The sequence below is a fragment of the Fusicatenibacter saccharivorans genome (assembly GCF_027667425.1).
Classification (GTDB): Bacteria; Bacillota; Clostridia; order Lachnospirales; family Lachnospiraceae; genus Fusicatenibacter; species Fusicatenibacter saccharivorans.
Window position 1 is genome coordinate 49,519 of the sequence record NZ_JAQEGR010000002.1, and the last position, 25,781, is coordinate 75,299.

Annotated in this window: 20 protein-coding genes; 14 read left to right on the top strand and 6 right to left on the bottom strand. The window is 47.7% G+C overall.

Annotation, left to right across the window (positions count from 1 at the left end; genetic code table 11):
• Nucleotides 1-4: 4 nt before the first annotated feature.
• Entirely contained in the window at nt 5-1,792 is a 1,788-nt protein-coding gene (locus tag PGS38_RS02375) for an ABC transporter ATP-binding protein (RefSeq protein ID WP_055267792.1), read from the top strand.
• Between the two features lie 158 nt (nt 1,793-1,950).
• Here the strand turns inward: PGS38_RS02375 and aroE are convergent, their stop codons facing one another.
• The 4 genes from aroE to PGS38_RS02395 all read right to left on the bottom strand — a co-directional run bounded on the left by aroE (nt 1,951) and on the right by PGS38_RS02395 (nt 7,006).
• Nucleotides 1,951-2,823: a shikimate dehydrogenase gene (gene aroE, locus PGS38_RS02380; protein ID WP_055218962.1), complete on the bottom strand. Its 873-nt coding sequence runs from the start codon at nt 2,821-2,823 to the stop codon at nt 1,951-1,953.
• A gap of 201 nt (nt 2,824-3,024) precedes the next feature.
• Nucleotides 3,025-3,915, bottom strand: a complete 891-nt coding sequence (locus tag PGS38_RS02385; protein ID WP_334294737.1) for a quinate/shikimate dehydrogenase — start codon at nt 3,913-3,915, stop codon at nt 3,025-3,027.
• Nucleotides 3,916-3,965: 50 nt separating this feature from the next.
• Nucleotides 3,966-5,987, bottom strand: coding sequence for an oxidoreductase (locus PGS38_RS02390; RefSeq protein WP_117801861.1), 2,022 nt, complete (start codon nt 5,985-5,987; stop codon nt 3,966-3,968).
• 71 nt (nt 5,988-6,058) lie between these two features.
• Nucleotides 6,059-7,006 (bottom strand): LysR family transcriptional regulator, encoded by a 948-nt coding sequence (locus PGS38_RS02395; RefSeq protein WP_270475839.1) that lies wholly within the window; start codon nt 7,004-7,006, stop codon nt 6,059-6,061.
• Between the two features lie 279 nt (nt 7,007-7,285).
• Here PGS38_RS02395 and PGS38_RS02400 point away from each other — a divergent pair, with 279 nt between their 5' ends.
• The 9 genes from PGS38_RS02400 to PGS38_RS02440 all read left to right on the top strand — a co-directional run bounded on the left by PGS38_RS02400 (nt 7,286) and on the right by PGS38_RS02440 (nt 17,755).
• The gene (locus tag PGS38_RS02400) at nt 7,286-8,500 is read left to right on the top strand and encodes an MFS transporter (RefSeq protein WP_055226273.1); all 1,215 of its coding nucleotides are present in this window, start codon (nt 7,286-7,288) and stop codon (nt 8,498-8,500) included.
• A 110-nt stretch (nt 8,501-8,610) separates the two neighbouring features.
• The gene (gene aroD / locus PGS38_RS02405) at nt 8,611-9,372 is read left to right on the top strand and encodes a type I 3-dehydroquinate dehydratase (protein ID WP_117801863.1); all 762 of its coding nucleotides are present in this window, start codon (nt 8,611-8,613) and stop codon (nt 9,370-9,372) included.
• Nucleotides 9,373-9,476: 104 nt separating this feature from the next.
• Entirely contained in the window at nt 9,477-10,109 is a 633-nt protein-coding gene (locus PGS38_RS02410) for a TRAP transporter small permease (protein ID WP_117510066.1), read from the top strand.
• Nucleotides 10,109-11,398, top strand: a complete 1,290-nt coding sequence (locus tag PGS38_RS02415; protein WP_270475841.1) for a TRAP transporter large permease — start codon at nt 10,109-10,111, stop codon at nt 11,396-11,398. Before PGS38_RS02410 ends, PGS38_RS02415 begins: the two co-directional genes overlap by 1 nt.
• A gap of 16 nt (nt 11,399-11,414) precedes the next feature.
• Complete coding sequence (locus tag PGS38_RS02420) at nt 11,415-12,446, top strand: TRAP transporter substrate-binding protein (RefSeq protein WP_270475843.1); 1,032 nt, start codon at nt 11,415-11,417, stop codon at nt 12,444-12,446.
• 254 nt (nt 12,447-12,700) lie between these two features.
• Nucleotides 12,701-13,369, top strand: a complete 669-nt coding sequence (locus tag PGS38_RS02425; protein WP_173830065.1) for an SGNH/GDSL hydrolase family protein — start codon at nt 12,701-12,703, stop codon at nt 13,367-13,369.
• A gap of 569 nt (nt 13,370-13,938) precedes the next feature.
• A complete protein-coding gene (locus PGS38_RS02430; RefSeq protein WP_118666665.1) occupies nt 13,939-15,621 on the top strand; it encodes a phospho-sugar mutase in 1,683 nt (560 codons plus the stop codon).
• Nucleotides 15,622-15,743: 122 nt separating this feature from the next.
• Nucleotides 15,744-16,304: an RNA polymerase sigma factor gene (locus PGS38_RS02435; RefSeq protein ID WP_173841072.1), complete on the top strand. Its 561-nt coding sequence runs from the start codon at nt 15,744-15,746 to the stop codon at nt 16,302-16,304.
• Nucleotides 16,301-17,755 carry a serpin family protein gene (locus PGS38_RS02440; protein WP_270475846.1) on the top strand — a complete coding sequence of 485 codons (1,455 nt, stop codon included), beginning with the start codon at nt 16,301-16,303 and terminating at the stop codon, nt 17,753-17,755. Before PGS38_RS02435 ends, PGS38_RS02440 begins: the two co-directional genes overlap by 4 nt.
• Before the next feature lie 68 nt (nt 17,756-17,823).
• Here PGS38_RS02440 and PGS38_RS02445 read toward each other — a convergent pair whose 3' ends face one another.
• Nucleotides 17,824-19,002, bottom strand: a complete 1,179-nt coding sequence (locus tag PGS38_RS02445; RefSeq protein WP_270475847.1) for an MFS transporter — start codon at nt 19,000-19,002, stop codon at nt 17,824-17,826.
• 207 nt (nt 19,003-19,209) lie between these two features.
• Here PGS38_RS02445 and PGS38_RS02450 point away from each other — a divergent pair, with 207 nt between their 5' ends.
• The gene (locus tag PGS38_RS02450; RefSeq protein ID WP_118699729.1) at nt 19,210-20,148 is read left to right on the top strand and encodes an AraC family transcriptional regulator; all 939 of its coding nucleotides are present in this window, start codon (nt 19,210-19,212) and stop codon (nt 20,146-20,148) included.
• A 74-nt stretch (nt 20,149-20,222) separates the two neighbouring features.
• On the opposite strand, the gene PGS38_RS02455 is transcribed toward PGS38_RS02450, so the two are convergent.
• Nucleotides 20,223-20,918, bottom strand: coding sequence for a hypothetical protein (locus PGS38_RS02455; protein ID WP_270475848.1), 696 nt, complete (start codon nt 20,916-20,918; stop codon nt 20,223-20,225).
• Between the two features lie 201 nt (nt 20,919-21,119).
• On the opposite strand from PGS38_RS02455, the gene PGS38_RS02460 reads away from it, so the two are divergent.
• From PGS38_RS02460 to PGS38_RS02470, 3 genes are read left to right on the top strand one after another with little or no spacing between them, the layout of a single operon-like run.
• Nucleotides 21,120-21,566, top strand: a complete 447-nt coding sequence (locus PGS38_RS02460) for a MarR family winged helix-turn-helix transcriptional regulator (RefSeq protein WP_117804436.1) — start codon at nt 21,120-21,122, stop codon at nt 21,564-21,566.
• A gap of 44 nt (nt 21,567-21,610) precedes the next feature.
• On the top strand, nt 21,611-23,929 hold the full coding sequence (locus PGS38_RS02465) for an ABC transporter ATP-binding protein (protein WP_118697294.1): 2,319 nt from the start codon (nt 21,611-21,613) through the stop codon (nt 23,927-23,929).
• Entirely contained in the window at nt 23,922-25,775 is a 1,854-nt protein-coding gene (locus PGS38_RS02470) for an ABC transporter ATP-binding protein (RefSeq protein ID WP_118697295.1), read from the top strand. The genes PGS38_RS02465 and PGS38_RS02470 overlap by 8 nt, the downstream gene beginning before the upstream one ends.
• The last annotated feature ends 6 nt before the right edge of the window (nt 25,776-25,781 follow it).

Genomic DNA, 25,781 nt, shown 5'->3' on the forward strand with positions numbered 1-25,781 from the left:
AGCAATGGCAAAAAATACATACAAGCAGGATGAAGTGCTCGAAGAGCCGTTTGACATCAAGCATCTGCTCAGAGCTTCATCCTATATCAAAAAATATGCAAAACGGATGGTTTTTGCGATCCTTTTGAGTGGCATCGGCGGTGCGTCCGGCTATGTGGCGCCGATGATTATCCAGCGGGCGCTGGACCTTGCAATTCCGGAGAAAAACGAGAGGCTTTTATTTTCTCTTGTGGGAATGCTGGTCGGCATCTATCTGGTGAGCGTGATCTTCACAACAATCCGAAGCCGCATTATGGTGGATGTCAGTCAGAGTATCATCTATGATATCCGAAAAGATTTGTTTGCACATCTGCAGGAGCTGCCGTTCCAGTATTACGATGACCGCCCGCACGGCAAGATCCTGATTCGGGTTGTCAATTACGTCAACTCGGTGTCGGATATGCTGTCAAATGGTCTGATCAACATCGTTCTGGAGAGCTTCAACCTTCTGTTTATCGTGATTTTCATGTTTCTGGTTGATGTGCAGATGGCATTTGTCGTGCTCTGCGGCGTGCCGGTGCTGTGCGTTTTCATGGTCTGGATCAAGAATAAACAGAGACGTGCATGGCAGGCAGTTTCGAACAAGAACTCAAACCTGAATGCCTATCTGCAGGAGAATATTGTCGGAGCCCGCATTACGCAGATCTTTGCACGAGAGGATGAGAATGCGGAGATTTTCAAAGATCTTTCCAAGGATTGCCGCAGAACATGGAATACAGCAGTTCGCTATTCCAACCTGGTATGGCCGGGTATCGATTCAATTTCCGTCTGCGTGCGTGCTGCCATTTTTCTGTCCGGTCTGATCCTTTTCGGGCAGGGAAATAAGTCGGTTGGTACGATTGTAGCGATTTCGAGCTATGCATCGTATTTCTGGCAGCCGATCATGAACCTTGGAAACATCTTCAATAACTTTATCAACAACATTGCGTATCTGGAACGTATCTTTGAGACGATGGATGAGCCGGTGACGGTAAAGGATGCAAAAGATGCCGTTGAAATGCCAAAAATCCGCGGTGAGGTGACCTTCGATCACGTAAATTTCTCGTACGATGCGTCAAAACAGATCTTAAACGATGTTTCGTTTACGGTAAAACCGGGTGAGAGTGTGGCGCTTGTCGGACCGACCGGAGCCGGAAAGAGTACGATTGTCAATCTGATTTCACGGTTTTACAATGTCAATGGCGGTCGCGTCCTGATCGATGGACAGGATATCTCGCAGGTGACCATTCATTCCCTGCGTGAGCAGATGGGTATTATGATGCAGGACAGCTTTATTTTCTCGGGAGATATTGAGGATAATATCCGTTACGGAAAGCTTGACGCAACGCATGAGGAGATTGTGAAGGCGAGCAGAACTGTCTGTGCGGACGAGTTTATCAGCAAAATGCCGGATCGCTATCAGACGGAGGTAAGGGAGCGTGGTTCCATGCTGAGCCAGGGACAAAAGCAGCTCATTTCGTTTGCGCGTACCCTGCTTTCCGATCCGGCCATTCTGATTCTCGATGAGGCGACCTCAAGCATTGACGTACAGACCGAAAAAGCACTGCAGACGGGACTCAATGCCATGCTGAAGGGCAGAACCTCATTTATCATTGCGCATCGTCTGTCTACGATCCGCAACTGCGATAAGATTATGTATATCGATAACGGCGGTATTATGGAGAGCGGAACACATGATGAGCTGATGGCAAAGAAAGGCCATTATTATAAACTGTATACAGCACAGCTTGATGAAGTACAGAAAGCGGGCTGATCAAAAAAGATCATAAAAAAGATTATAAAAAAGGCTTCTGCCAGCGGATAAAAATCCGTGGCAGAAGCCTTTTGCCGTTTCTTGTTCGTGTCGCTTTTTGCGCGTGTCGCCGAAGCGACCCGCCGCAGGCGGAAAATTCGGCAAAGCAGGAGTTCTTCTTATTTTCCGGAGAAGTATTTCTCTTTGATGATCTCAACCGGCATATCCTCGCCAGTCCACAGTTTGAAGGAAGCAGCTCCCTGGTATAACAGCATGTACATACCGTTTCCGGTCTTGCATCCAGCCTCTTTTGCCTCACGCAGCAGGCGGGTTTCCTGCGGATTGTAGATCACATCGAAAACGAAGAGGTCTTTGTGGAACATCGTTGTGTCGGTGATGATGGTGTTCTCGGTTTTTGGAGCCATTCCGACGGAAGTTCCATTGACAAGAATGGCGCTGTCTGCGATGGATGCGCGAAGGACTTCCGGATCGGAGAAGTCGTGCAGGGTAACCTTGCAGGAAGTACGCTCATTGAGTTTTGCAACGATTTCCTCGGCTCTTCCGAAGAAATTGTCTCTGACGTTGAATACATTGATCTCAGCCACGCCGTCGAGGGCTGCCTGTACCAGGATTGCAGTAGCAGCGCCGCCGGCACCGAGCAGAGTCATCTTTTTGCCGATGATGTCTACGCCGTTTTCTGCAACTGCTCTCATGAAGCCGACGCCGTCGGTGGTGTAAGCGGTGAGAACGCCGTTGTCGTTGACGATGGTATTACATGCGCCGGAGATCTCCGAAGCAGGAGAAACCTTGTCTGCCAATTTGCACATGATATTTTTGCCAGGCATGGTGATGTTCCAGCCTCTTGCACCCATGGTGCGGAGTCCTTCGACTGCCTGCGGCATTTTGTCTTCCGGTACATCAAAGGCAAGGTAGCTATAATCAAGGCCGAGCTGGTCGCATGCTTCGTTGTGCATTTCCGGAGAAACACTGTGTGCAACCGGGCTTCCGAGTAAACATAATAATCCGGTGTGTCCTGTGATGTGTTTTGACATAGTTTGAAATCCTCTCTCTCCTCGTATTTCCGCATGATGATAAATCGTGCTGTAGCACTTTAAACTGCTACTATATGAAGTGAATTATACTCCAGATGCCGAAAGAAAGCAAGAAAAAAAGAGGAAATGACGCAAAGTTCATTTCCTCTTTTCGTGTTGGTTTTTGATTAAGGTTTAAGATGGAAAAGATTCGCCCGGAAATCAGATTCCAAGTTTCTCTTTCATGTAGTCAACCGGAGTATCTTTTCCGGTGTACAGCTTGATTGCGATGAGTGCCTGGAACAGCATCATGCCCATGCCGTTGAATACTTTCTCACATCCTGCTTCTTTTGCCTGTTTCATCATAACGGTTTCGCGCGGAGCGTAAACGGTATCCGTTACGATGAGATCTTTTTTAAAGAAGGAAGGATCAGGAATGTTGGAAAGGTCTTCGAGTGGATGCATTCCTACGCCGGTAGCATCGCAGAACAGGTCAGCTGCGTACATTTTTTCTTTCAGGAGGTCTTTGTCTGCCAGATCGTTCATGGTAGCCTTGCAGTTGGTGTTCTTATTGATCAGATCAACAATTTCCTCTCCACGGCTGTAGAATTTGTCTTTGATGTTGAAGATTTCAATTTCTGCAACTCCATCCAGAGCACCGCGCACTGCAATTGCAGTAGCAGCACCGCCGGTTCCGATCAGGACCATCTTCATTCCCTTGAAATCGATGCCCTCTTCGGTCAGTGCCTGCCAGTATCCCATACCATCGGTGTTGTAGCCTTTCAGTTTTCCGGTTACCTGACCGTTTTCGTCGCGGAGGTTGACTACGGTATTGATAGCGCCGCATAACTTAGCTGCTTCATCTACTTCGTCCAGATATTTGTGGACAACAGTTTTGTTTGGCATGGAAATATTGGAACCGAGCATTTTCAGCGCGCGGATACTCTGCACAGCATCTTTTAAAGAATCGTTATCAACTTCGAAAGCAAGCTGAATGACGTCATCTCCGTTTTTGTCGTATGCAAGGTTGTGGGTTGTCGGAGACTGGGTGTGACGGATCGGGTAAGCCATTAATCCAACTAATTCGGTATGTCCTGTAATATTTGGCATGATATTTTCCTCTTTTCTGTTTTTTTATATTGTGTAAGAAAGTGATTCAGTGATTACTCAAGCGGCTCCAGATGCAGGTAGCCCTGGGACTCCAGTACATTCAGGATCGCGCGGCCTTCCATGGTACCTTCCATGATGCGGCGTGCGCGGACGGAATCGCCGATGGTATAAATATGAGTATGGGTATCGGCGAATGCTTCCTGAAGCTCCGGCAGAACCGGGTTGTTGGAGCGCATTCCAAGGCAGTTGAATCCATAATCGAAGGTGAGATCCTGGATGGTTCCGTCTGGAAGCTTTACAGTGAATGCGTTTTCTTTTACTTCCTGAAGAGCAGTGTTGACATATTCTTTTACACCGTATTTGTCGTGTGTCTCACGCATGGAGCATTTGGTGATCGGGTCTGCAAGCATACCGATCTGCGGCAGCATATCGATGATGGTACACTCGGCGCCTCTCGGTGCAAAGTATTCAATAACGTCAAGTCCTACGGAACCGCCGCCGACTACAACGACTTTCTTGCCCTGACAGGCTTCTTCCGGATATTTTCCGGCGTTTACATTGTTGATCATACCAAAGATGGTATTTACGTTTCCGGCATCGATGTTCTCTTTCAGGCCTTTGATCGGCGGAACAAGCGGAACGGAACCGGTGGAGTTTACAATGATGTCCGGTTTGAACTGTTTGATCTTATCCACCGTAGCTTCGGTGTTGAGGAAAATATACAGGTTTTTCAGTCTGGCGGCTCTTGCCTCAAGGTATTTCGGGAAGTCTTTCATACGGGTCTTGCTTGGAAGATCGGAGATGAAAGTGGAAAGACCGCCGATGTGATCGTTTTTCTCAAGTACGAAAACGTTGCATCCGACTTCTGCTGCGGTGCAGGCTGCTTCCATACCGGCAGTACCGGCGCCGACAACAACAACGTTACAGTTTTTGTTCACTTTCAGTGATTTGTAAACATCGCCTTCCGGAACAGCCGGGTTTACGGTACAGCGGATCGGGCGGTTGACACCGATACGATTTCCGGCACATCCGACGTTACAGGAGATGCATTTCCGAAGGATATCTTCCTCGCCGTTTTCCACCTTCTTTACCCAGTTCGGCTCAGCGATCAGGCCGCGTCCCATACCGACGATATCTACATCGCCGCTTTCGAGAACTTTTTCAACGACCTTCGGGTCGCGGTAGTTACCGGCATTGATCACAGGCTTTTTGAATTTATCTTTTACGGCTCTTGCCATGTAGGAACGCCATCCGTCCGGCAGAAAGTTGGAATCGATCTGATACTGCAGGGATGGGTTGAGGCCGCAGGATACGTCGTACATATCTACGAATTCATCCAGGTACTCCAGGTATTTCAGGGTATCTTCCAGGGTGTTTCCGCCCGGAACACGCTCCTCGGCAGAGATACGAACGATGATCGGGAACCACGGTCCGACGTTTTTGCGTACTTCTTCGAGAACCATACGCGGGAAGCGCAGACGGTTTTCTACGGAACCACCGAATTCATCGGTTCTTTTATTGTAATACGGGGAGATAAACTGGCTCATCAGGTAGGAGTGGCCGCAGTGGATTTCAATGGCATCAAAGCCGATGGCCTGCACACGTTTTGCAGCTTCGCCGTATTTTTTCACGGTTGTCATGATTTCTTCTTTTGTCATCGGGCGAGGGGTTTCTCCGCCGGCTTTTGTCGGGATGTTGGAAGAAGAAACGGTTTCCATACCGGTTCTTGCGGAAGATGCGGAAGCTCCGGCGTGGTTGATCTGGATCGCTACGGTAGCACCGTTTTTATGAAGGTTTTCGACTAACTGATAGTAGCGCGGCATAAAGCTGTCGTGGTCGATACGGATCTGGCTGGTTCCGTTGGAACCGACCGGGTACTCGATGTTGGCGTTCTCCAGAATAATAAGACCAACGCCGCCTTTTGCGCGGAGAGAGTAGTAGTTCATATGACGGTTACTCATTTCACCGCTTGTCTCACCGTAGTTGGTTCCCATCGGGGTCATTGCAATACGGTTTTTAATCGTTGTTCGTTTGATTGTAATTGGCTCAAAAATTTTGGGGTAAGCACTCTTCATGAAAATTTCTCCTTATTCATTACATGAGCGGTAATCCTCTGTTTGTGACAATTTCATCATAACGCTTTCGACTAAAAATTAACAATATCTTTCAGATAAACTTTCGATACGTTTTCGCTATCATTTCCGGTTTCTTCGATAATGTCAGCGTGCTGTTTCATATATTCGGTAAACCGTTCGACAGCCGGAAGCCGGTAGCGGTTCTTCATCCAGAACATAAAGGTCTGATGATAAATCTCGAGACCGTTCAGCGTATGGATACGGATGCCGTCTGCCTGTTCCAGAATATCGGTTCGCGGCATAAGCGCGATACCGAAATTTTCGCGCACCAGTGCCACAATCGAATATTCATCCGGGCATTCCATGATAATATTCGGATGAAGCTGATATTTTCGGTAGAGATGACCGGTATAAGCTCCCATCCAGGAGGCGCGGTCGTAGCCGATCACCGGATAACGGGTAAGCTTTACAAGCGGAACCTCCGGTTCATCGGCAATCGGATGCTGTTCCGGGGATACGATGACAAGCGGCTGCTGGATCAACGGAAAAAACTCCATGTCATCGCGCTTTAAAAAGCCGCCAAACCCAAGATCGAGTTCACCGGATTTCATCTTCTGTGCAATGGCAGGGGTATGGTTCTGCCAGAAACTAAAGGCAACGTTTTTATTTTCTTCTTTGTCCAGAAAGGTGCGGACATTGTGCGGAATATAATGTCCGGCAAGTGGAAAAATATAACCGATATTGATTTTGCCGCCACCGGAGGCGAGCTCTTTCATTTTACCTGTCGCAATGTCACAGTCGCCCGCGATCCGGTCTGCATGCTCCAGAAAAAGGCGGCCGGCATTGGTAAGGACAACACCGCGCCCTTTCTTTTCAAACAGCGTGATTCCAAGCTCGCTTTCAAGGGCGGCCATCGAACGGCTCAGGGATGGCTGGGAAATATAAAGTTCCTCTGCTGCCTGGTGATAATTTTCCAGCCGGGCAACCTTTCGGAAATAGAGAATCTGATTCAGTGTCATGTGGATTTTCCTCCTGAAAAAATGGTTCCGTAAGAAAGTCTTTGCTTCCTCTTATTATGATAACTCAAGTATACCACATCAATGCATTCAATGCATTGGTTTTTTCCTTTAAAAGCATTAGACCGTACACGTTTTCACTGTTAAAATAAAGGCAAATGTTATTTTTTTAACATTCACGAAACTGGTAATCTGTTGTTTGTGACAAAACAAAAGGATGAACCGAACAGAGGAAAAAGACAATTTGACCTCAACATAATCTATTTAAAAAGGAGAGAAACCATGAACAAGAAATACCTGCCAAGTGCATTAATTCTGTACTTGAACTACTTTATCCACGGTGTTGGATGCTCCATCCTGGGCCAGGCAGTCATCAAAGAGGCTCTGGCAGCAGCTTGGGGAGTGGAAGCAATGGCAATTACCGCAATTTCCGCAGCACTCGGTCTTGGCCGTCTGATCGCACTGCCATTTGCAGGTCCTCTGTCCGACAAACTCGGACGCCGCATTTCCACTGCAATCGGAAGTGCTTCCTATGCAATTTACCTGATCGGCCTTGCTCTTGCATTTAATGCAGGAACACACGGCGGTTACACCATCGCTTACGTATGCGCCATCATCGGCGGTATCGCAAACTCCTTCCTGGATACCGGTATTTACCCGGCAGTATCCGAGATTATTTACAAAGCTCCTGGCGTTGCTACCATGGGAATCAAATTCTTCATCGCAATTGCTCAGATGCTGCTTCCATTTGTTCTTGGTGTAGCTGTTACTTCTACAGCAGCAGGCCTTACCTCCTACAATCCGTTATTCTACGGATGCGGAATCGCTTATATCGTACTTTTTGTACTGGTATTCCTGTTCCCGCTGCCAGACGCTGACCAGAAAGCATCCGGCAAAAAAGAGGGCCTGATCGACAGTCTGAAACATACACATTTCTCCTTCGAATCCATCGCCATGATCCTGATCGGATTCACCTGCACCGGTACCTTCCAGCTGTGGCTGAACTGTGCACAGAACTTTGCAAAAGAGAATGTAGGCTGGGCTGATCCGTCCATCATGCAGACCTATTATTCTGCAGGAACCATGCTGGCACTGATCGTAACAGCGTTCCTGACCAGAAAAATCAAAGATGTTCGTTTCATCGTTGTTTACCCGGCCATTTGCCTTGTAACTATGATTGCTGTCCTGATGGGACAGAGCAAACCGCTGATGATTGCCGGTGCTTTCATTATCGGATGGGCAGGCGCAGGCGGACTGCTTCAGATCGCAACTTCCGTTTGCAATATGCTGTTCCCGAAAATCAAAGGAACCGTAACCGCACTGGTTATGATTGCATCTTCTCTTTGCAACTACACCATCCTGACCGCAGCATCTAAAATGCAGCCGTCCGGCGTTATGACCATGAACATCGTTCTGACCGCAGTTGGTGTTGCGCTTGGACTGTTTGTAAACATTCGCTATAAAAAAATGGTTGAACTTGCACAGCAGGACAACTAAAATGAGGTTAAGGATTGCGGGAGTACGAAGTACCAGGGAATCCGGGCGTGAAAAAGAAAAGCCTGCAAAAGAAAAGTCAGGGTTAATATTGAAGAAAGAAGGAAAAACACATGAATACAGTAAAAGTTCGTGATATTGAAATCGGTGCCGGTGCACCGAAGATCATCGTTCCGATCGTAGGCGTTACCAAAAACGATATCATCGAAGAAGCAAAAACTTTCCATTCGATTCCGGTTGACGTTGTAGAATGGCGTGTAGACTGGTTCGAGGGTGTATTCGACTTTGCACAGGTAGAGGACGTGTTAAAAGACCTCCGCGAAGCACTCGGCAATATTCCGCTTCTGATGACATTCCGTACCTCCAAAGAGGGCGGTGAAAAAGCGATTGAGCCGACAGCCTATGCGGAGCTGAACATCAAAGCAGCACAGACCGGATATGTGGATCTGGTGGATGTTGAGATCTTTACCGGAGATGACATTGTAAAGAAGATCATCGACGGTGCACACGCAGCAGGCGTAAAGGTTGTTGCTTCCAACCATGATTTCTTCAAAACTCCTGCAAAAGCAGACATCATCTACAGACTGCGCAAAATGCAGGATATGAACGCAGATATTCCGAAGATCGCTGTTATGCCGCAGAATAAGAAAGACGTTCTGACCCTGCTTGCGGCAACAGAGGAAATGACCACCAATTATGCGGACAGACCGATCATCACCATGTCGATGGCAGGCACCGGCGTGATCAGCCGTCTTTGCGGTGAGGTGTTTGGCTCTTCCATGACCTTCGGCGCGGCAAAGAAAGCATCCGCACCGGGTCAGATGGGTGTGAATGATCTGAGCACCGTTCTGGATCTGCTTCACAAAGCCATGTAACCGTTTTTTCTTTAGGGGACACCGGTATTTTTAGCTTTGCTGTTGATGCCGATGTCCCTTTTGTATTATTGTTCTGTTATAAATTTAACGGAGGTATGCCTTTTATGAAGAGAGTATTTCACTGGCTGGATGAAAACTTGGAAGAATTTCTTCTTGTGATCGGTCTGATCGCCATGACGCTGATCATGGGAATTCAGGTTTTCTGCCGCTACGTCCTTGGCATGTCGCTGTCGTGGTCGGAAGAGCTGACCAGATATATTTTTATCTGGTGCGGTTTTTTAAGCGTCAGCTACTGCAGCAAAAAATGCCTTTCCATCAAGATCGAGCAGTTTGTTGCGATTTTCCCGCGGAGAGGAAAAGCCATCTTCAAAATTGTGAATCATACGTTTGAACTGATTTTTTTCATCTATATGATTCCGTTTGCTTTTTCTTATATGATGTCGTCAGTTAAAAGCGGCCAGCTTTCCCCGGCCTGCAAAATCCCGATGTATTTTATCCAGGCAGCACCGCTTGTCTCCTTTGTACTGGTTGCCTTCCGTGTTTTGCAGCGGTGGATGATCGAGTTCCGTGTGGCACGCGGTGAGAATGTTTTCGACCCGGCGCATCCGGAGCGAAATACGCCGGAGTCCTTCATCGAGGCAAATGCCGGAGCAGATAACGCCACAGAAAATGCCCTGAACGCGGGTATCGACAACCGCATCCATACGATTAAAAATTCGAATGAGGAGGAACGCTAATGCCAGTCGTAGTATTATTTCTGATTTTTGTTGCATTGCTGGTCATCGCTGTTCCGGTATCGATTACACTTGGAATCACATCTGTGCTTCCGTCGGTGTTTGACCCGTCTTTTACGGTAGGAGCCAAATATCTGATCCGTGCCATGTTCGGAGGACTCGATTCCTTCCCTCTGCTGGCAGTTCCGATGTTCGTCCTCTCCGGTATCATCATGGCTAAGGGAGGCATCTCCAAAAAACTGTTTGATGTCTTTGCCTATTTTCTCGGAAAATTCACCGCAGGTATGCCGTGCGCCGTTATCGTCACCTGCCTTTTTTACGGTGCGATTTCCGGTTCCGCTCCGGCGACCGTTGCCGCTGTCGGAAGCATGACAATCCCGATTCTGACTACCCTTGGTTATGATCTGACATTCTCCACAGCGATTGTGGCAGTTGCCGGCGGCCTTGGCGTTATCATTCCCCCGAGTATTCCGTTCATCATGTACGGTATGGCTTCCGGCGCTTCGGTCAGTGACCTGTTCCTTGCCGGAATTGTACCGGGTCTGATGATCGGTCTGCTGCTGATGGTTTATGCCGTTTATCACTGCAAACGGTATGGGGAGGACAAAGAGAAGATCCATGCAGAAGTCAAAGTGCTGCATGACAAAGGCCTGCTTCGCGTTTTAAAAGAGAGCTTTTTTGCACTGCTCAGTCCGGTGATCATCCTTGGCTGTATCTACAGCGGTGTCGCTTCCCCGACTGAGGCGGCTGTTATCTCCGTATTCTATGCATTGATCATCAGCCTTTTTGTGTACAGGAGTATCCGCATCCGCGACATCTGGTCCATTCTGGTTGAGGCAATTCGTACCTTCACCCCGATCCTGTTCATCCTGGCAGCATCTACGGCATTCTCGCGTGTGCTGACGCTGATGCAGGTACCGCAGACCGTCAGCGAGTTTATCCTGAACAACTTCCACAGCCCAGTTGCGATCCTTCTGATTATCAATGTATTCCTGCTGATTGTCGGAATGGTTATGGATACGACTCCGGCGATCCTGATTCTGACGCCGATCCTTCTGCCGATCGTACAGGCAATCGGTATGGATCCGATTCAGTTTGGTGTGATCATGGTTGTCAATCTGGCAATCGGCTTCGTAACACCGCCGATCGGGGTCAACCTGTTTGTGGCAAGCTCCCTGACCGAGGTTCCGGTCATGCAGATCGCAAAGAAGGCTATGCCGATGATCGGTTTCTTCCTCGTGGCACTGCTGCTGATTACGTTTATTCCGGCGATTTCGATTGGAATTTTATAGGGAGGAGCGAAGAACAATGAAAAAGATGACAAAAAAGAAAAAGCTTTTCCGAACAGCAACGGTACTTGCTACTGTCGTTGCACTTGGCGCATCGCTTGCCGGCTGCGGTTCTTCCGATGGAGAGACGACACAGCGCTATTCCTGGCCGCTGGCAACGGCGAGCCCGGAGGACACGGTAACGCAGATCTTCGCTGAGAAGTTTGCGGAAGAGATTTCAGAGCTGAGCGATGGAAGGATGAAAATTCAGGTTTACGCAAACTCAACGCTTGGCGGCGACCGCGATCTGCTGGAAACGTGTGCTGACGGCGATATTCCGTTTGTCGTACAGAATACGGCACCGCAGGTTTCCTTTATGGGGGATCTTGCCGTGTTTGATCTGCCGTGTGTGTTTGATTCTCTCGATGAATGCCGTGAGAAGATTGATAATCCGGAGTTTTACGAGCTGATCAGCAATGTTTACACAGAGGGCGGCTATCACCTGCTCGGTATGGCGGATCAGGGATTTCGTGTCATGAGTACGAATAAGCCGGTTTACAGCTTTTCGGATTTCAAGGGCCAGAAGATCCGTACCATGGAGAACAGCTACCATCTGGCATTCTGGAAAGCCATCGGTGCCAACCCGACGCCGATGAGCTTCAGTGAGGTTTACATCGGCCTGCAGCAGCACACGATTGATGCGCAGGAGAACCCGTATGAGGTCATCGTTTCGAATAATCTGTATGAGCAGCAGGATTACGTAGTGGAGACGAACCATCTGCCGCATCTGATTTCCCTGATCGTCAACGACGATTTCTTCAAGGATCTGCCGGAAGACGAGCAGGAGATCATGACAGAGGCCGCAAAGATTGCGACCGAGTACGCAAGAGAGCAGTCCGATGCCCGTATCGCCGACAAGATCGCGACAATTGAGGAGAGCGGAACGAAGATTCTGACACTCGATGACCAGACAAGAGAGGAGATCCGAGAGGCATCGAAGAGCGTGTATGCGTCGATTAAAGAGAACATTGACCCGGCGATTTACAATGCTTATATGGATGGGATTGAATAGAAAATGGTGACGATTCAGAGCCCTGTCTCGATGTTTCTCCCGTTTTGCATGACTCTGAACAACTGCAAAAAAAAGAAATTTCCCGGCTGCGGGGTGCTGAAAAACGGTGCTTCGCAGCCATTTTTTTTTCTGTCCGGATCGCTTTAAAATCGCTTTGAATTTATAAAATCTGCCTTGCACCGTCGAAATTACAAGATTATAATGATGTTTGGAAGGTTTTTGAGCTATTACTGATGAACAAGGGAGGCAAAAAAATGATTTTTGAACACATGGACCGGATTGTATTTGCAGGAGATTCCGTAACAGATATGGAAAGTGCACAGCCGGTGGGGGAAGGTTTATTTGAAAATGTCGGAAAGAGCTACGTTCGAATTGTCGAGAACATGCTCGCAGCATTCTACCCGGAGATATATCTTCGCGTGACAAACTCCGGTATCAGCGGAAACACAAGCCGCGACCTGCTGCAGCGCTTCGACCGTGATGTCGTATCCTTAAAACCGGACTGGGTATCCATCTGCATCGGCATCAACGACGTCTGGAGACAGTTCGACAGCCCGGCTATCCCGGACGAGCAGGTATCGCCGGAGGAGTACCGTTCCAACGTCGAGAAGATGATTCTTTCCGTAAAAGATAACGTAAAAGGTGTTTTTCTCATGACCCCATATTACATGGAACCAAATGCAGAGGATTGGATGAGAAAACGTATGGATACATATGGGGCAATCTGCCGTGAGCTGGCTGAAAAATATGGCTGCTGTTTCATCGATCTGCAGGCTGTTTTTAATGATTACTTCCAATACCGCCATTCTTCCTACATTGCCTGGGACAGAATCCATCCAAATCAGATCGGGGCAACCGTGATCGCGCGGGCATTTTTGGAAAAATGTGGATTTGACTACAATCACAGACCGGGAGAAGAATAAAAACTAATATAAATACCATAACAAAAGCAGAAATTTGCGTTTTCGCGAGAAGTGCAGATTTCTGCTTTTGTAACCCACTAAGATATATCATAATTACCAGAGCTTGTCGGAATGGAAAGTTGCCGGAATGATAGAAACTCGCACCACTGGTGCGAGAAATTAGTTGGAACAATAATATTATTTCGAATGACAAAAAGATATGGCTGGACGAAAAGAGTTTTAGCTAATTCTGTCTGAAAACAGCTGACAGAGTCGAAAAAAGAGAAAAAGAATCGGTAAAATTTTGCTTAAATTACCAAAAATAATTGCTGTTTTGGGACAGTTATGGTATATTATGACTATACATACATTTATGTGGCGCTACATGGGGACATAAGAGTGAGACATAAAAGAAAGGTAACTATTCAGAACCCCATCTCGATTCCGCTTGCGCTGCATCTCGATGTTGCTTCTCGCCATATGAAATTCCAGAAAGCCGCGCATTCATGCAAGCGTGATTCACGATTTTCTTCTCTTTCGCATGGCGTTGAATAGTTACAAATAAAGAATAGAACAGGAGAAAAAAAGATATGTATCTGGAAGAGTATAAGAGATGGCTGGAAGCTGACCTGGAAGACGCAGACCTGAACCCGGAGCTGGCACGGATTGAAGGAAACGATGAGGAGATCAAGGATCGTTTTGCAGTATCTCTGAAATTCGGAACCGCAGGACTTCGTGGAGTGCTTGGCGCAGGAACAAACCGTATGAATATCTATGTAGTACGTCAGGCAACACAGGGTCTTGCAAACTGGGTAAAAACACAGGGCGGAAACCAGACGGTAGCCATCAGCTATGACAGCCGTATCAAGAGCGATGTATTCGCAAAAACAGCAGCAGGCGTTCTGGCAGCAAACGGAATCAAAGTCAGAATTTACGACGCACTGATGCCGGTACCGGCACTTTCCTTTGCAACCCGTTACTACAACTGCAACGCAGGTATCATGGTAACTGCATCCCACAACCCGGCAAAATACAACGGCTACAAAGCCTACGGCCCGGACGGATGCCAGATGACCGATGATGCTGCAGCAATCGTATACGCAGAGATTCAGAAAACCGATATCCTGACCGGCGTAAAATATATGCCGTTCGCAGAGGGCGTGGAAGAAGGACTGATCCGTTTTGTCGGAGAAGACTGCAAGAATGCCCTGTATGAAGCAATCGAATCCCGTCAGGTTCGTCCGGGTCTGTGTAAAACCGCCGGACTGAAACTCGTTTACAGCCCGCTGAACGGATCTGGTCTTGTACCGGTTACGCGCGTATTAAAAGACATCGGCATCACCGATATTACCATCGTTCCGGAGCAGGAGTACCCGAACGGATACTTCACCACCTGCAGCTATCCGAACCCGGAAATCTTTGCAGCACTGGAAAAGGGCCTGGATCTTGCAAAAGAAACCGGCGCAGATCTGATGCTGGCTACCGACCCGGATGCAGACCGTGTTGGTATTGCCATGAAGTGCCCGGATGGAAGCTATGAGCTGGTAACCGGAAACGAAGTCGGCGTTCTGCTTCTCGACTACATCTGCGCAGGCCGCATCGAGAAAGGCACCATGCCGGAGAAACCGGTTGCTGTAAAATCCATCGTATCCACACCACTGGCAGATGCTGTTGCCGAGCACTACGGCGTTGAGCTCCGCAGCGTTCTGACCGGATTCAAATGGATCGGCGATCAGATTGCAAACCTTGAGGCAGACGGCGAAGTAGACCGCTTCATCTTCGGATTCGAGGAGAGCTACGGATACCTGGCCGGTCCGTATGTAAGAGATAAAGACGCAGTCATCGGCTCCATGCTGATCTGCGAGATGGCAGCTTATTACAGAAGCATCGGAAGCTCCCTGAAACAGAGACTGGAAGAGATCTATGCCGAGTATGGCCGTTATCTGAACAAAGTAGACAGCTTCGAATTCCCGGGTCTGAGCGGAATGGACAAGATGGCCGGTATTATGGATGGCCTTCGAAAAGAGCCGCTGACCGAGATCGCAGGTTCCGCTGTTGTCAAAGTAACCGATTACGAGAAACCGGAAGAAACCGGACTCCCATCCGCAAACGTTCTGATCTACAAACTGGCAAACGGTGAAACCGTCATCGTCCGCCCGTCCGGAACAGAGCCGAAAATCAAAGTATACTACACAACACTTGGTAAGGATCTGGCAGAGGCAGAAGCGGAGAAAGAAAAACTCGCAGAGGCTTTGAAACCGATTCTGGCATAAAGAAAATAAAAGAATAGAAGGGCGTGGCTTTGGTCACGCCCTTTTTTGAACTGAAATTTCTTTTGAAAAGTGTAAGATTTTCTGCAAAATGGCGTGATGATAGATGAAAGGGGGATTTCCATATGGAGGATACTCATATTGTCCAAATGTACTGGGACAGGAACGAAACAGCGATCAGCGAGTCTGCGATGAAATATGGTACATACTGTACGTCCATTGCACAGAATATTCTGCAGAATCCGGCGGATGCAGAAGAATGTGTCAACGACACCTGGCTTCACGCGTGGAACGCTATGCCGCCGCACCGGCCGTCTCTGTTATCCACATTTCTTGGAAAAATAACGAGAAATCTTTCGTTTGATCTGTATAGAAAAATGCATCGCAAAAAACGCGGAGGAAGTCAGATGGATACAGTATTGGACGAGCTGGAAGAATGTGTTTCGGGGAAAGATGATATTGAGCGGCAGTGGGAGATGAAAGAACTGATCGCGGAGATCAATCAGTTTCTGCAGAAGCTGCCGGAGGAGAAACGATGCATGTTTGTCCTGCGGTACTGGTATGTAGACAGTATCGGTGAAATCGCGGAGCGGCTGGGAAGAAGTGAAAATTATATTTCAGTTTCATTAAACCGGATCCGTGGAAAATTGCATACACACTTGACGGAAAGGGGGTTCGAATTATGAAGAAAGAAGAATTGTTTGAAGTGCTGGGAAATCTGGAGCCTGGTATGGTGGAAAAAGCACGGAGTGATCGCCACCCGCGGAGAGGCGTATGGAAAAAATGGACGGCCGCCGCAGCCTGCGCGGTGATCATCGGCGGAGCTGTGCTGGGGGTTGCGACATGGAGAAACGGTCGGGAGGGTTCTGCAGTCCGTTATCCGTCGGGGGTAACGACGGTTCTGGCGGCTTATCCGGCATCTGTGGAGCGGACAATGGATGCACAGAAATTCATGGAAAGCGATGCACACTGGGACTGGTGGGATTCGTACCGGGAGTTGACAGCAAAATCAGCAGAACTGCAGTCGGGAATGGATGCATATTATCAGAACCTGATGAAACAAATGCTGGTTTCAGAAGATGAAAATACCGTCTGCTCGCCGATCAATCTGTATATCGCGTTTGCGATGCTGGCGGAAACTTCGGATGGAAATACGCGGCAGCAGATTCTGGATATGCTTGGTGCGCAGGACATGGACACCTTACGGGAAAATGTTTCTTCACTCTGGGAAAGCAATTATGCAGACACGCCCGCGCTGAAAAGTGTGCTGGCAAATTCGCTGTGGCTCGATAGTGAGGAATCATACAATGACGCAACGCTGCAGCGGCTGGCGGAGCAGTACTATGCATCGACATTCAGAGGAACGCCAGGATCAAAAGAAATGGATCAGGCATTGCAGACCTGGACGGATAATAATACCGGCGGGCTTTTGAAGGAATATACGAAAGACATGGCGATCGCACCGGATACCGTGTTTGAGCTTGTATCTACCATCTATTATAAGGCGATGTGGAGGGAAAATTTCTGGGAAGTGAATACAGAGAAGGAAACGTTCCACGGAACTGCGGGAGACACCGATGTGGATATGATGAAAAAAACGGAACGGATGGATGTCTACCAGGGCGAACATTTCCGTGCAGTCAGCCTTAGCCTTCAGGACAGCGGCTCCATGTATTTCCTGCTTCCGGATGAAAATACCGATGTCAATGAACTGGTATCGGATCCGGATCTGATGAAGGTTATACGGCGGGATGAAAGCAGTGATAACTGGTATTCCCCTATGGTGAACCTGTCTGTTCCTAAATTTAAAGTATCGGAAAAAACAGACCTGATCGAAACGGTGCGCGCACTAGGTGTAACGGATGCGCTGGATGCGGATCTGGCAGATTTCAGCCCATTAACAGGGGACAAAGAGAATTTATACCTGAGCAAAGCAGACCACGCCGCCATGCTTGAAATCGACGAAAACGGAGTAACCGGAGCAGCGTATACAGAACTCGGCGTTTCAGAAACCGCAGCAGAAATACCGGACGACGAAATCGACTTCGTACTGGATCGTCCATTCCTGTTTCTTGTCACGGGGCAGGACGGATCGATTCTGTTTTCGGGAGTTGTGAGAAATATTGCAGAGACATGAAAAAAAGGAGTCGGACTGTCCGGCTCCTGTGTCTGAGACACGTTACAGTATCTCTTCGGTGCTTATTTTTACTCTGCGTTCCTTTGTCGGAGCAGAAAAACAGACAAAATCAGTACAGCAGGGAAAATGCAGCCGGCCAGCATACCTGCCTTCAGATCGTCGCCGGTGTTTTGTGTGACAAATCCAATAACAAATGGGCCAATGGAACCGCCCATATCTCCGGCCATGGCGAGAAGTGCGAACAGTGCAGTTCCGCCGAGTGGAATTTTAGAGGATGAAATACTGATGGTTCCCGGCCACATAATTCCTACGGAGAAACCACACACAACGCAGCCTGTAAGATTTAAAAGAGGATATGGTGCGAGAGCTGCAGCCAGATAACAGATCAGGCAAAGTGTACCGGATGCGATCATAAATTTTGTTAAGTCAATTTTTTCCCCGTATTTACCATAGAAGGTCCTGCTGATGCCCATCATCACAGCAAACAGGCACGGTCCTGCAATGTCTCCAATGCTTTTTGAGAGACCTAATGCAGACTCGGCATAAGCGGAAGCCCATTGCGCCATCGAAATCTCGCTTGCTCCGGCGCAGACCATAAGAACAAGGGAAATCCAGAAAATGGGAAGACGGCACAGCTGACGAATGGTAAGTCCTTCTTCGCTTCCGGTGAGTGATTCAATCGGGCAGGAAAGGAAATTAAACGTATTGTACAGTGGAAGTACAGCCCAGATACATGCGAGGATCGGCCAGCGTTCCATACCAAAAACTGCCAGAAAAGCAGTGGAGAGTAAGATGACACCTACAGACCCCCAGCAGTAAAAGGAGTGAAGCAGACTCATAACGCTGTCCTTATTGTCAAACGGACAAGCCTCTACGATTGGGCTGACAAGAACCTCAATCAGTCCGCTTCCGGCGGCATAGATCATGGCACTGAGCAAAATTCCTGCATAGGCATTTGGCAGAATATTGGGCAGAAAGGCAAGTCCAATCAGGCCGCAGGCGGAAAGAATCTCAGAAGCAACGACACACCTGCGATAACCGATTTTATCGACATATCTGGCACAGAACAAATCGACAAGAAGTTGTGTGAAAAAGAATATTGTCGAGATAAACGCAATTTTTCCAAGAGAAATATGGTAAGTTCTGTGAAAGGTAAGAAATAGTAAAGGTGCAAAATTTGCAGAAATTGCCTGCGTGATAAATCCAAGATAACAGGCAATTAAGGTTTTGTGGTAGTTCTTTTTCATGATGATATACTCCGTTTTTTAAAATGGCAGAACTGCTGCGGCCGTAGTGTTCGTTTCGTTGCCGTTCACCGTGTTCCATGGAGCGACAACGATTCTTTTTGTATAATAACGTAAAATAGTGTCGCTTTCACTGGAATATATCGTCTGTTTATTGTATAATATCGTAAAATAGAGAGGGGCGTGCCTGAAAAACGGAGGCGGGGAAAGATGGAATTTAATACATTTTATAACAAGATCCAAACGGATGAAACCATGATGGAAACGATACAGCATGGAAACAGTGAGTATCCGTTTCAATTGTATTACGACGATCTTGCGTTGTTTGATTTTCATTGTGTAGAATGGCACTGGCATGTGGAGTTTGAGTTTGTTTTTGTACAGGAGGGAACAGCAACCTTCTGGGTTGGCGAAAAGCAGTTTTCACTGGGACAGGGAACGGGCATTTTTATTAACTCAAAGATTTTGCATCGCTATTTTTCTGAAGGCCATGCGATTGTGCCAAATTTCGTTCTGAAACCGACATTTCTCGCTCCGGCAGACAGCCTGATTTACAAAAAATACATTGCACCGATACAGGCATGTAAGGTGGACTGCATTGTCTTTTGCAGGGAAATAAAATGGCAGGCAGAAGCACTGGAGCTCATGCAGAAAATTCTCAAAGCGCAGGAATCAGACAAAGACCGGGAACTGGTTACTTTATTTCTGACGCAGGAATTGTGGCACTTGCTTTATTTGCACATGGATTCGGAAGTGCTGCAGAAAAAAAGAGAAAATACGGCATCCTCACAGGGAAGAACACAGCTGATGATGCAATATATTCATCAAAATTTCCGACAAAATCTTACCTTGGAGGATATCGCCGGGCAGGCTATGGTGAGCAAAAGTACGGCATTGAATCTGTTCCGAAGATATCTTCACGATACGCCGGTGCATTATCTGGTGAAGTATCGTCTGCAGGAGGCTGCAAAGCTTCTGGCCACGACGGAGAAAAAGATAACTGTAATTTCCGGCGAGACGGGATTTGAAAATATGGATTATTTTTGCAAAACATTTAAGAAATATTATGGGAGGACACCGACGGAATATCGAAGAAAAAAACAAATGGATACGGATGACAGAGAAGGGATCGTTCAAGAGGTAGTGTAAGAGAAAACGGAAAAATTACATTCTGAAAAAGGAGCGGAATCCGGTGTGGATTCTGCTCCTTTTTAAATGGAAAATTATGGAATATACTTATTCGGCACAGCCAAAAACTCTTCTACATATTGCTCCAGTGCCGCAAGCAGCTCTTCAAGCGGAAAGACCTTCAGATCCTGCGCGGCTTCCGGCGGGACGGAGAGGAAGTGATGGAGGAGGTCAAGTACCTGTTGGACGTTCTCATACGGAATTTCTGTGATTCCAGGGTTCGTGACGTTAGGATTGAGATCGAGCGGGATGCAATAGCGGTTGACAAGATATGTATTCATTCGTGTATAGTCCCCGTAATAATACTCCTCCGTGAGATATCTGGAAAAAGGAATGGATGTCCGCGATTTTTTGATATAAACCGTTGTAATCTCATCTCTCATATCTGTAATTTCCCCATCCGCATTATAAAATTCCACAATCTGAGGAATGAAATCCTTAAAAAATTTCCGGTCAATATAAAGATGAAAATAATATCCCAGTGCGCTCGAATCTGGCAGAAGTGAACGGTATTTCGCTGTAAACCGTGTAAGATCCGGGAATACCATCATTTTTTCGCGGTAAAGCGGATCGCGGAAATGGGAGGATTCTTTCTGCTGCGTCGCATCCGGCAGAAGATTTCCGATTAGAAAATCATTTACCGATGAAATCGGATATGGAAAATCCGGGTGGGACGGGAGGTGCTTTAACAGCATTTGGGCTGCGGTGAGATGTAAAATAAAACCTGGCATGGGAATGAAGATGTCCTTTCGTATTTGCTTCTAATCTAAACAAAATGGCAGCGTTTGTCAAATTCTATTTGAGTAGCGTAAATTCTAAAAAAAACATAAACACCGGCAAATTTCTTGACATGGAAATTTGCCGGTGTTATTATTTAACATGCGTAAATAAATAACACTGTTAAGTATTTGCGCAAAAAGGAGGGGGATAATATGAAAGATGCATTTGAAAAACTGTTTCGTGCGGTGCACCAGTTTAAAAAACTGAACGTATCAGACCTGATTCCGGGACTCAGCAGTTCCGAATTTTCCGTTATGGGTGCGATTTTGCAAATGGGAGAAAACGGAAAAATTACAAGCTCAGAGCTGGCGGCGAAGACCAAAACACTTCCGCCGGCTGTGTCGCGCACACTGCGCGGGCTGGAAGAAAAAGGATATGTAGAGCGGAGCGTTGACAAAAAAGACCGCAGAAATACGTATATCAGTCTGACAGAGAAGGGCTGGAAAAAGGGGGAAGAGGTACGGGACAGAATGCAGGACTTTGGCTGCTCTGTGATGTCACAGTTAAAGGAAGAGGATATAGATCAGCTGGTTGATTATCTGGATCGTATCTATGAGATCGCAGAAAAAGAAATTGACACCCGAAAACGACAGAATTAGTGTGCCGGCAAGCTGGTACACAAAAAAAGACAGAAAGGGGAAAAATGAGTAAGATTTTCAAGAACATGATCCCGTACTGGAAATCGATTCTCGTGATTCTTGTGCTTCTGTTTGTCCAGGCGTGGTGCGACCTGTCGCTCCCGTCGTATACATCCGACATCATCGATGTGGGCATTCAGAACAGCGGTGTTGAGCACGTTACACCGAAACGAATCACAGAGGAAGAATTTCAGACAGCAAAGTTCATCATGACGGATGATGAGGCAGACTTGTGGGAAAGCCTTTATACGAAAAAGGACGGCTATTACGAACGGAACAAAGCTTCCGAAAAAGAACTAGATACAGCGGATGAAACGCTGACCGTTGCACTCCTTATGAATTACCAGATGGGTGCGATGGAGGAAACTGCCTTCAAACAGCTCGTGGCACAGCAGACCGGTCAGGATGCGTCCGTGTTTGAAAACATGACGATAGAGCAGATCGGAGAGATGATGCATGTGGAGCTGAAGAGCTTCCGGCAGGAAAAAGAAGATGAGGATGGAAACAAGGTGGAAGTGACCTGCGTAGATGTCCGTCCGATTTTTGCGTCTATGCTCGAGAGTGGACAGATGGAGAAGGATGACGTGCTTTCGATGCGCGATAGCATGGAAAAAACGCTCGATACGATGGGAAGCTCCCTGGTAAAATCGATGGGAATTGCCTATGCGGTTTCCGCAGATAAAGCGGCGGGACTTGATATCGACCGGATTCAGAAGTCGTATCTTCTGACGGCGGGTCTTAAGATGGTCGGCATGGCACTTCTGATGGGTGTGGTAACGGTTTTTGTCGGACTGTTTGCATCCCGTGTCGCTGCCGGAATCGGTCGTGATCTGAGAGATCAGGTGTTCAAAAAGGTTGTTGGGTTTTCCAATGCGGAAATGGATCAATTCTCCACCGCATCTCTGATTACGCGAAGTACCAATGACATCCAGCAGATCCAGATGGTATCGGTGCTGCTGCTGCGCATGATTGCGTATGCGCCGATTCTTGGTATTGGCGGTGTGGTCAAGGTGGTAAAAACAGGGGCCGGCATGGGCTGGATTATCGTACTGGCAATTATTGTGATTATCAGCTATGTCATGCTGCTTGTATCTATTACAATGCCGAAATTCAAACAGATGCAGAAGCTGGTAGATAACATCAATCTGGTCTCCCGTGAGATCCTGACCGGACTTTCCGTTATCCGTGCATTCGGAAGAGAGGATAAAGAAGAAGAACGCTTTGATACGGCAAACCGGGAGCTGACCGGGACGACACTGTTTACCAATCGTGTCATGACCTTTATGATGCCCGGTATGATGATGATTATGAATGTACTGACCGTAGGAATTGTCTGGTTTGGTGCACACAGAATCAATGAGGGTACGATGCAGGTCGGCGCAATGACAGCGTTCATTACCTATGCCATGATGATTGTTATGTCCTTCCTGATGCTGACGATGATGTCTATCATGCTGCCGCGTGCTGCGGTTGCCGCAGGTCGTATCGATGAGGTTATCCGGACAGAGCTTTCGATTCAGGATGCTAAAACGCCGGAAAAATTAGACGTACACAATGGTGTTGTTCGCTTTTGCCATGTCAATTTCCGGTATCCGGGAGCAGAAGAGGATGTATTGCATGATATTGATTTCGTGGCGGAGCCGGGAAAGACAACGGCAATTATCGGAAGTACCGGCTGCGGAAAATCAACGCTGGTAAACCTGATTCCGCGTCTTTACGATGTGACGGGCGGACAGATTACCCTGGATGGGAAAGATATCCGAAACATTACCATGAAGGATCTGCGCGACGAGATTGGCTTTGTGCCGCAGAAAGGCGTGCTGTTCTCGGGAACGATCGCATCGAACCTGCGCTTCGGAAAAGAAAATGCAACCGATGCCGAGATCGAAAAAGCAGCCGCGATTGCACAGGCAACAGAGTTTATTGAAGCAAAAGATGATAAATATGAGACCGCGATTTCCCAGGGCGGAACGAATGTGTCCGGCGGACAGAAGCAGCGTCTGGCGATTGCGCGTGCGATTGCAAAGGATCCGAAAATCTTTATTTTCGATGACAGCTTTTCTGCACTTGACCTGAAAACAGATGCGGCGCTTCGAAAAGCACTGGCGGAGAATGTCAAAGACAGCACCGTGATCATCGTGGCACAGCGGATCAGCACGATTCTCCATGCGGAGCAGATTCTGGTGCTCGATGACGGAAAGGTAGTCGGAAAAGGTACGCATGAGGAACTGCTGAAGAACTGTAAGGTTTATCAGGAGATTGCAAAATCCCAGCTTTCGGCAAAGGAGCTTGGAATAGAAAGTGAGGTGGCTGACCATGAGTGACAAGAGAAATCAGCAGCCGCGCAAAAGAGGACCGATGGGAGGCATGGGCCGCGGTATGCAGCCGGGCGAGAAGCCGAAAAATCTGAAAAAATCGATCAAACAGCTTGCACAGTACATCGGAAAATATAAAATTGCGATTTTTGTCGTTATGCTCTGTGCCGCATGTTCGACCGTGTTCAACGTTGCGGGACCAAAAATCCTCGGAAAAGCAACAACGGCATTGTCCGAGGGACTGATGGAAAAAATCAGAGGGACAGGCAGCATTGACTTTACGAAAATCGGAAAAATTCTGCTGTTTACCCTTGGCCTGTATCTGATGAGCGCCCTGTTCAGTTTCATCCAGGGCTGGATCATGACCGGTGTTACCCAGAAGGTATGTTATCGGCTTCGAAAGGAAATTTCGGAGAAAATCAACCGCATGCCGATGAAATATTTTGAGAGCCGTACCTATGGCGAAGTGCTCTCACGTATTACCAACGATGTCGACACACTGGGTCAGGGACTGAACCAGAGTATTACTACAATTATCACGTCTGTGGCAACGCTGGTCGGCGTTCTGATCATGATGCTGAGTATCTCTCCGCTGATGACGCTGATCGCACTTGTGATCCTGCCGATTTCCATGGGGCTGATCGGACTGGTGACGAAGAAATCCCAGAAATTCTTCCGTGACCAGCAGGAATATCTGGGTCATATTAATGGACAGGTTGAGGAGGTTTACGGCGGCCATCTTGTAATTAAGGCATTTAACCGTGAAAAGGATACCATTGCAGAGTTCGAGAAAACCAACAGCATTCTCTATGATTCCGCATGGAAATCGCAGTTCTTATCCGGTATGATGCAGCCAATTATGATGTTTGTCGGGAATTTGGGCTACGCCTGTGTGGCGCTGACCGGAGGCCTGCTGGCAATTCGAAACGTGGTTACAATCGGTGACATCCAGGCATTCATCCAGTATGTAAAAAACTTTACCCAGCCAATCCAGCAGATTGCGCAGGTGATCAACATGGTACAGTCGATGTCGGCGGCATCCGAGCGTGTCTTTGAATTCCTGAACGAAGAGGAAGAGGATCAGACCACGGAAAATCCGGCTGATATTGGGACGGTAACAGGAGCGGTAACCTTTGATCATGTACAGTTCGGATACAATCCGGATCAGATCATCATTCATGATTTCTGCGCGCAGGTAAAACCGGGTCAGAAAATTGCCATTGTCGGCCCGACCGGAGCAGGAAAAACGACGATGGTTAAGCTGCTGATGCGTTATTATGATGTAAACAGCGGAGCAATTCTTCTGGATGACCACAATATCAGGGATTTCAACCGCAGAGAGCTTCGCGATGCTTTTGGTATGGTGCTGCAGGATACGTGGCTGTTCAAAGGCAGTATCATGGAAAATATCCGCTACGGCCGGCCAGATGCCACGGATGAGGAAGTTATTGCAGCGGCGAAGGCTGCGCGGGCACACCATTTCATTCAGACCCTGCCGGGCGGCTACCAGATGGAGCTGAATGAGGATGCAAGTAATGTATCCCAGGGACAGAAACAGCTTCTGACGATCGCAAGAGCAATTCTTGCAGACAATAAGATCCTGATTCTCGATGAGGCGACCTCATCCGTTGACACCAGAACAGAGATCGAGATCCAGAAAGCAATGGATAACCTGATGAAGGGCAGAACAAGCTTTGTCATTGCCCATCGGCTGTCTACGATTCGCGATGCGGATCTGATTCTTGTCATGAAGGACGGAGATATCATCGAGCAGGGCAACCATGAAGAGCTGCTCGCGAAGAATGGGTTCTATGCAAACCTTTACAATTCGCAGTTCGAGGATGTCGTGGCGTAACACAGA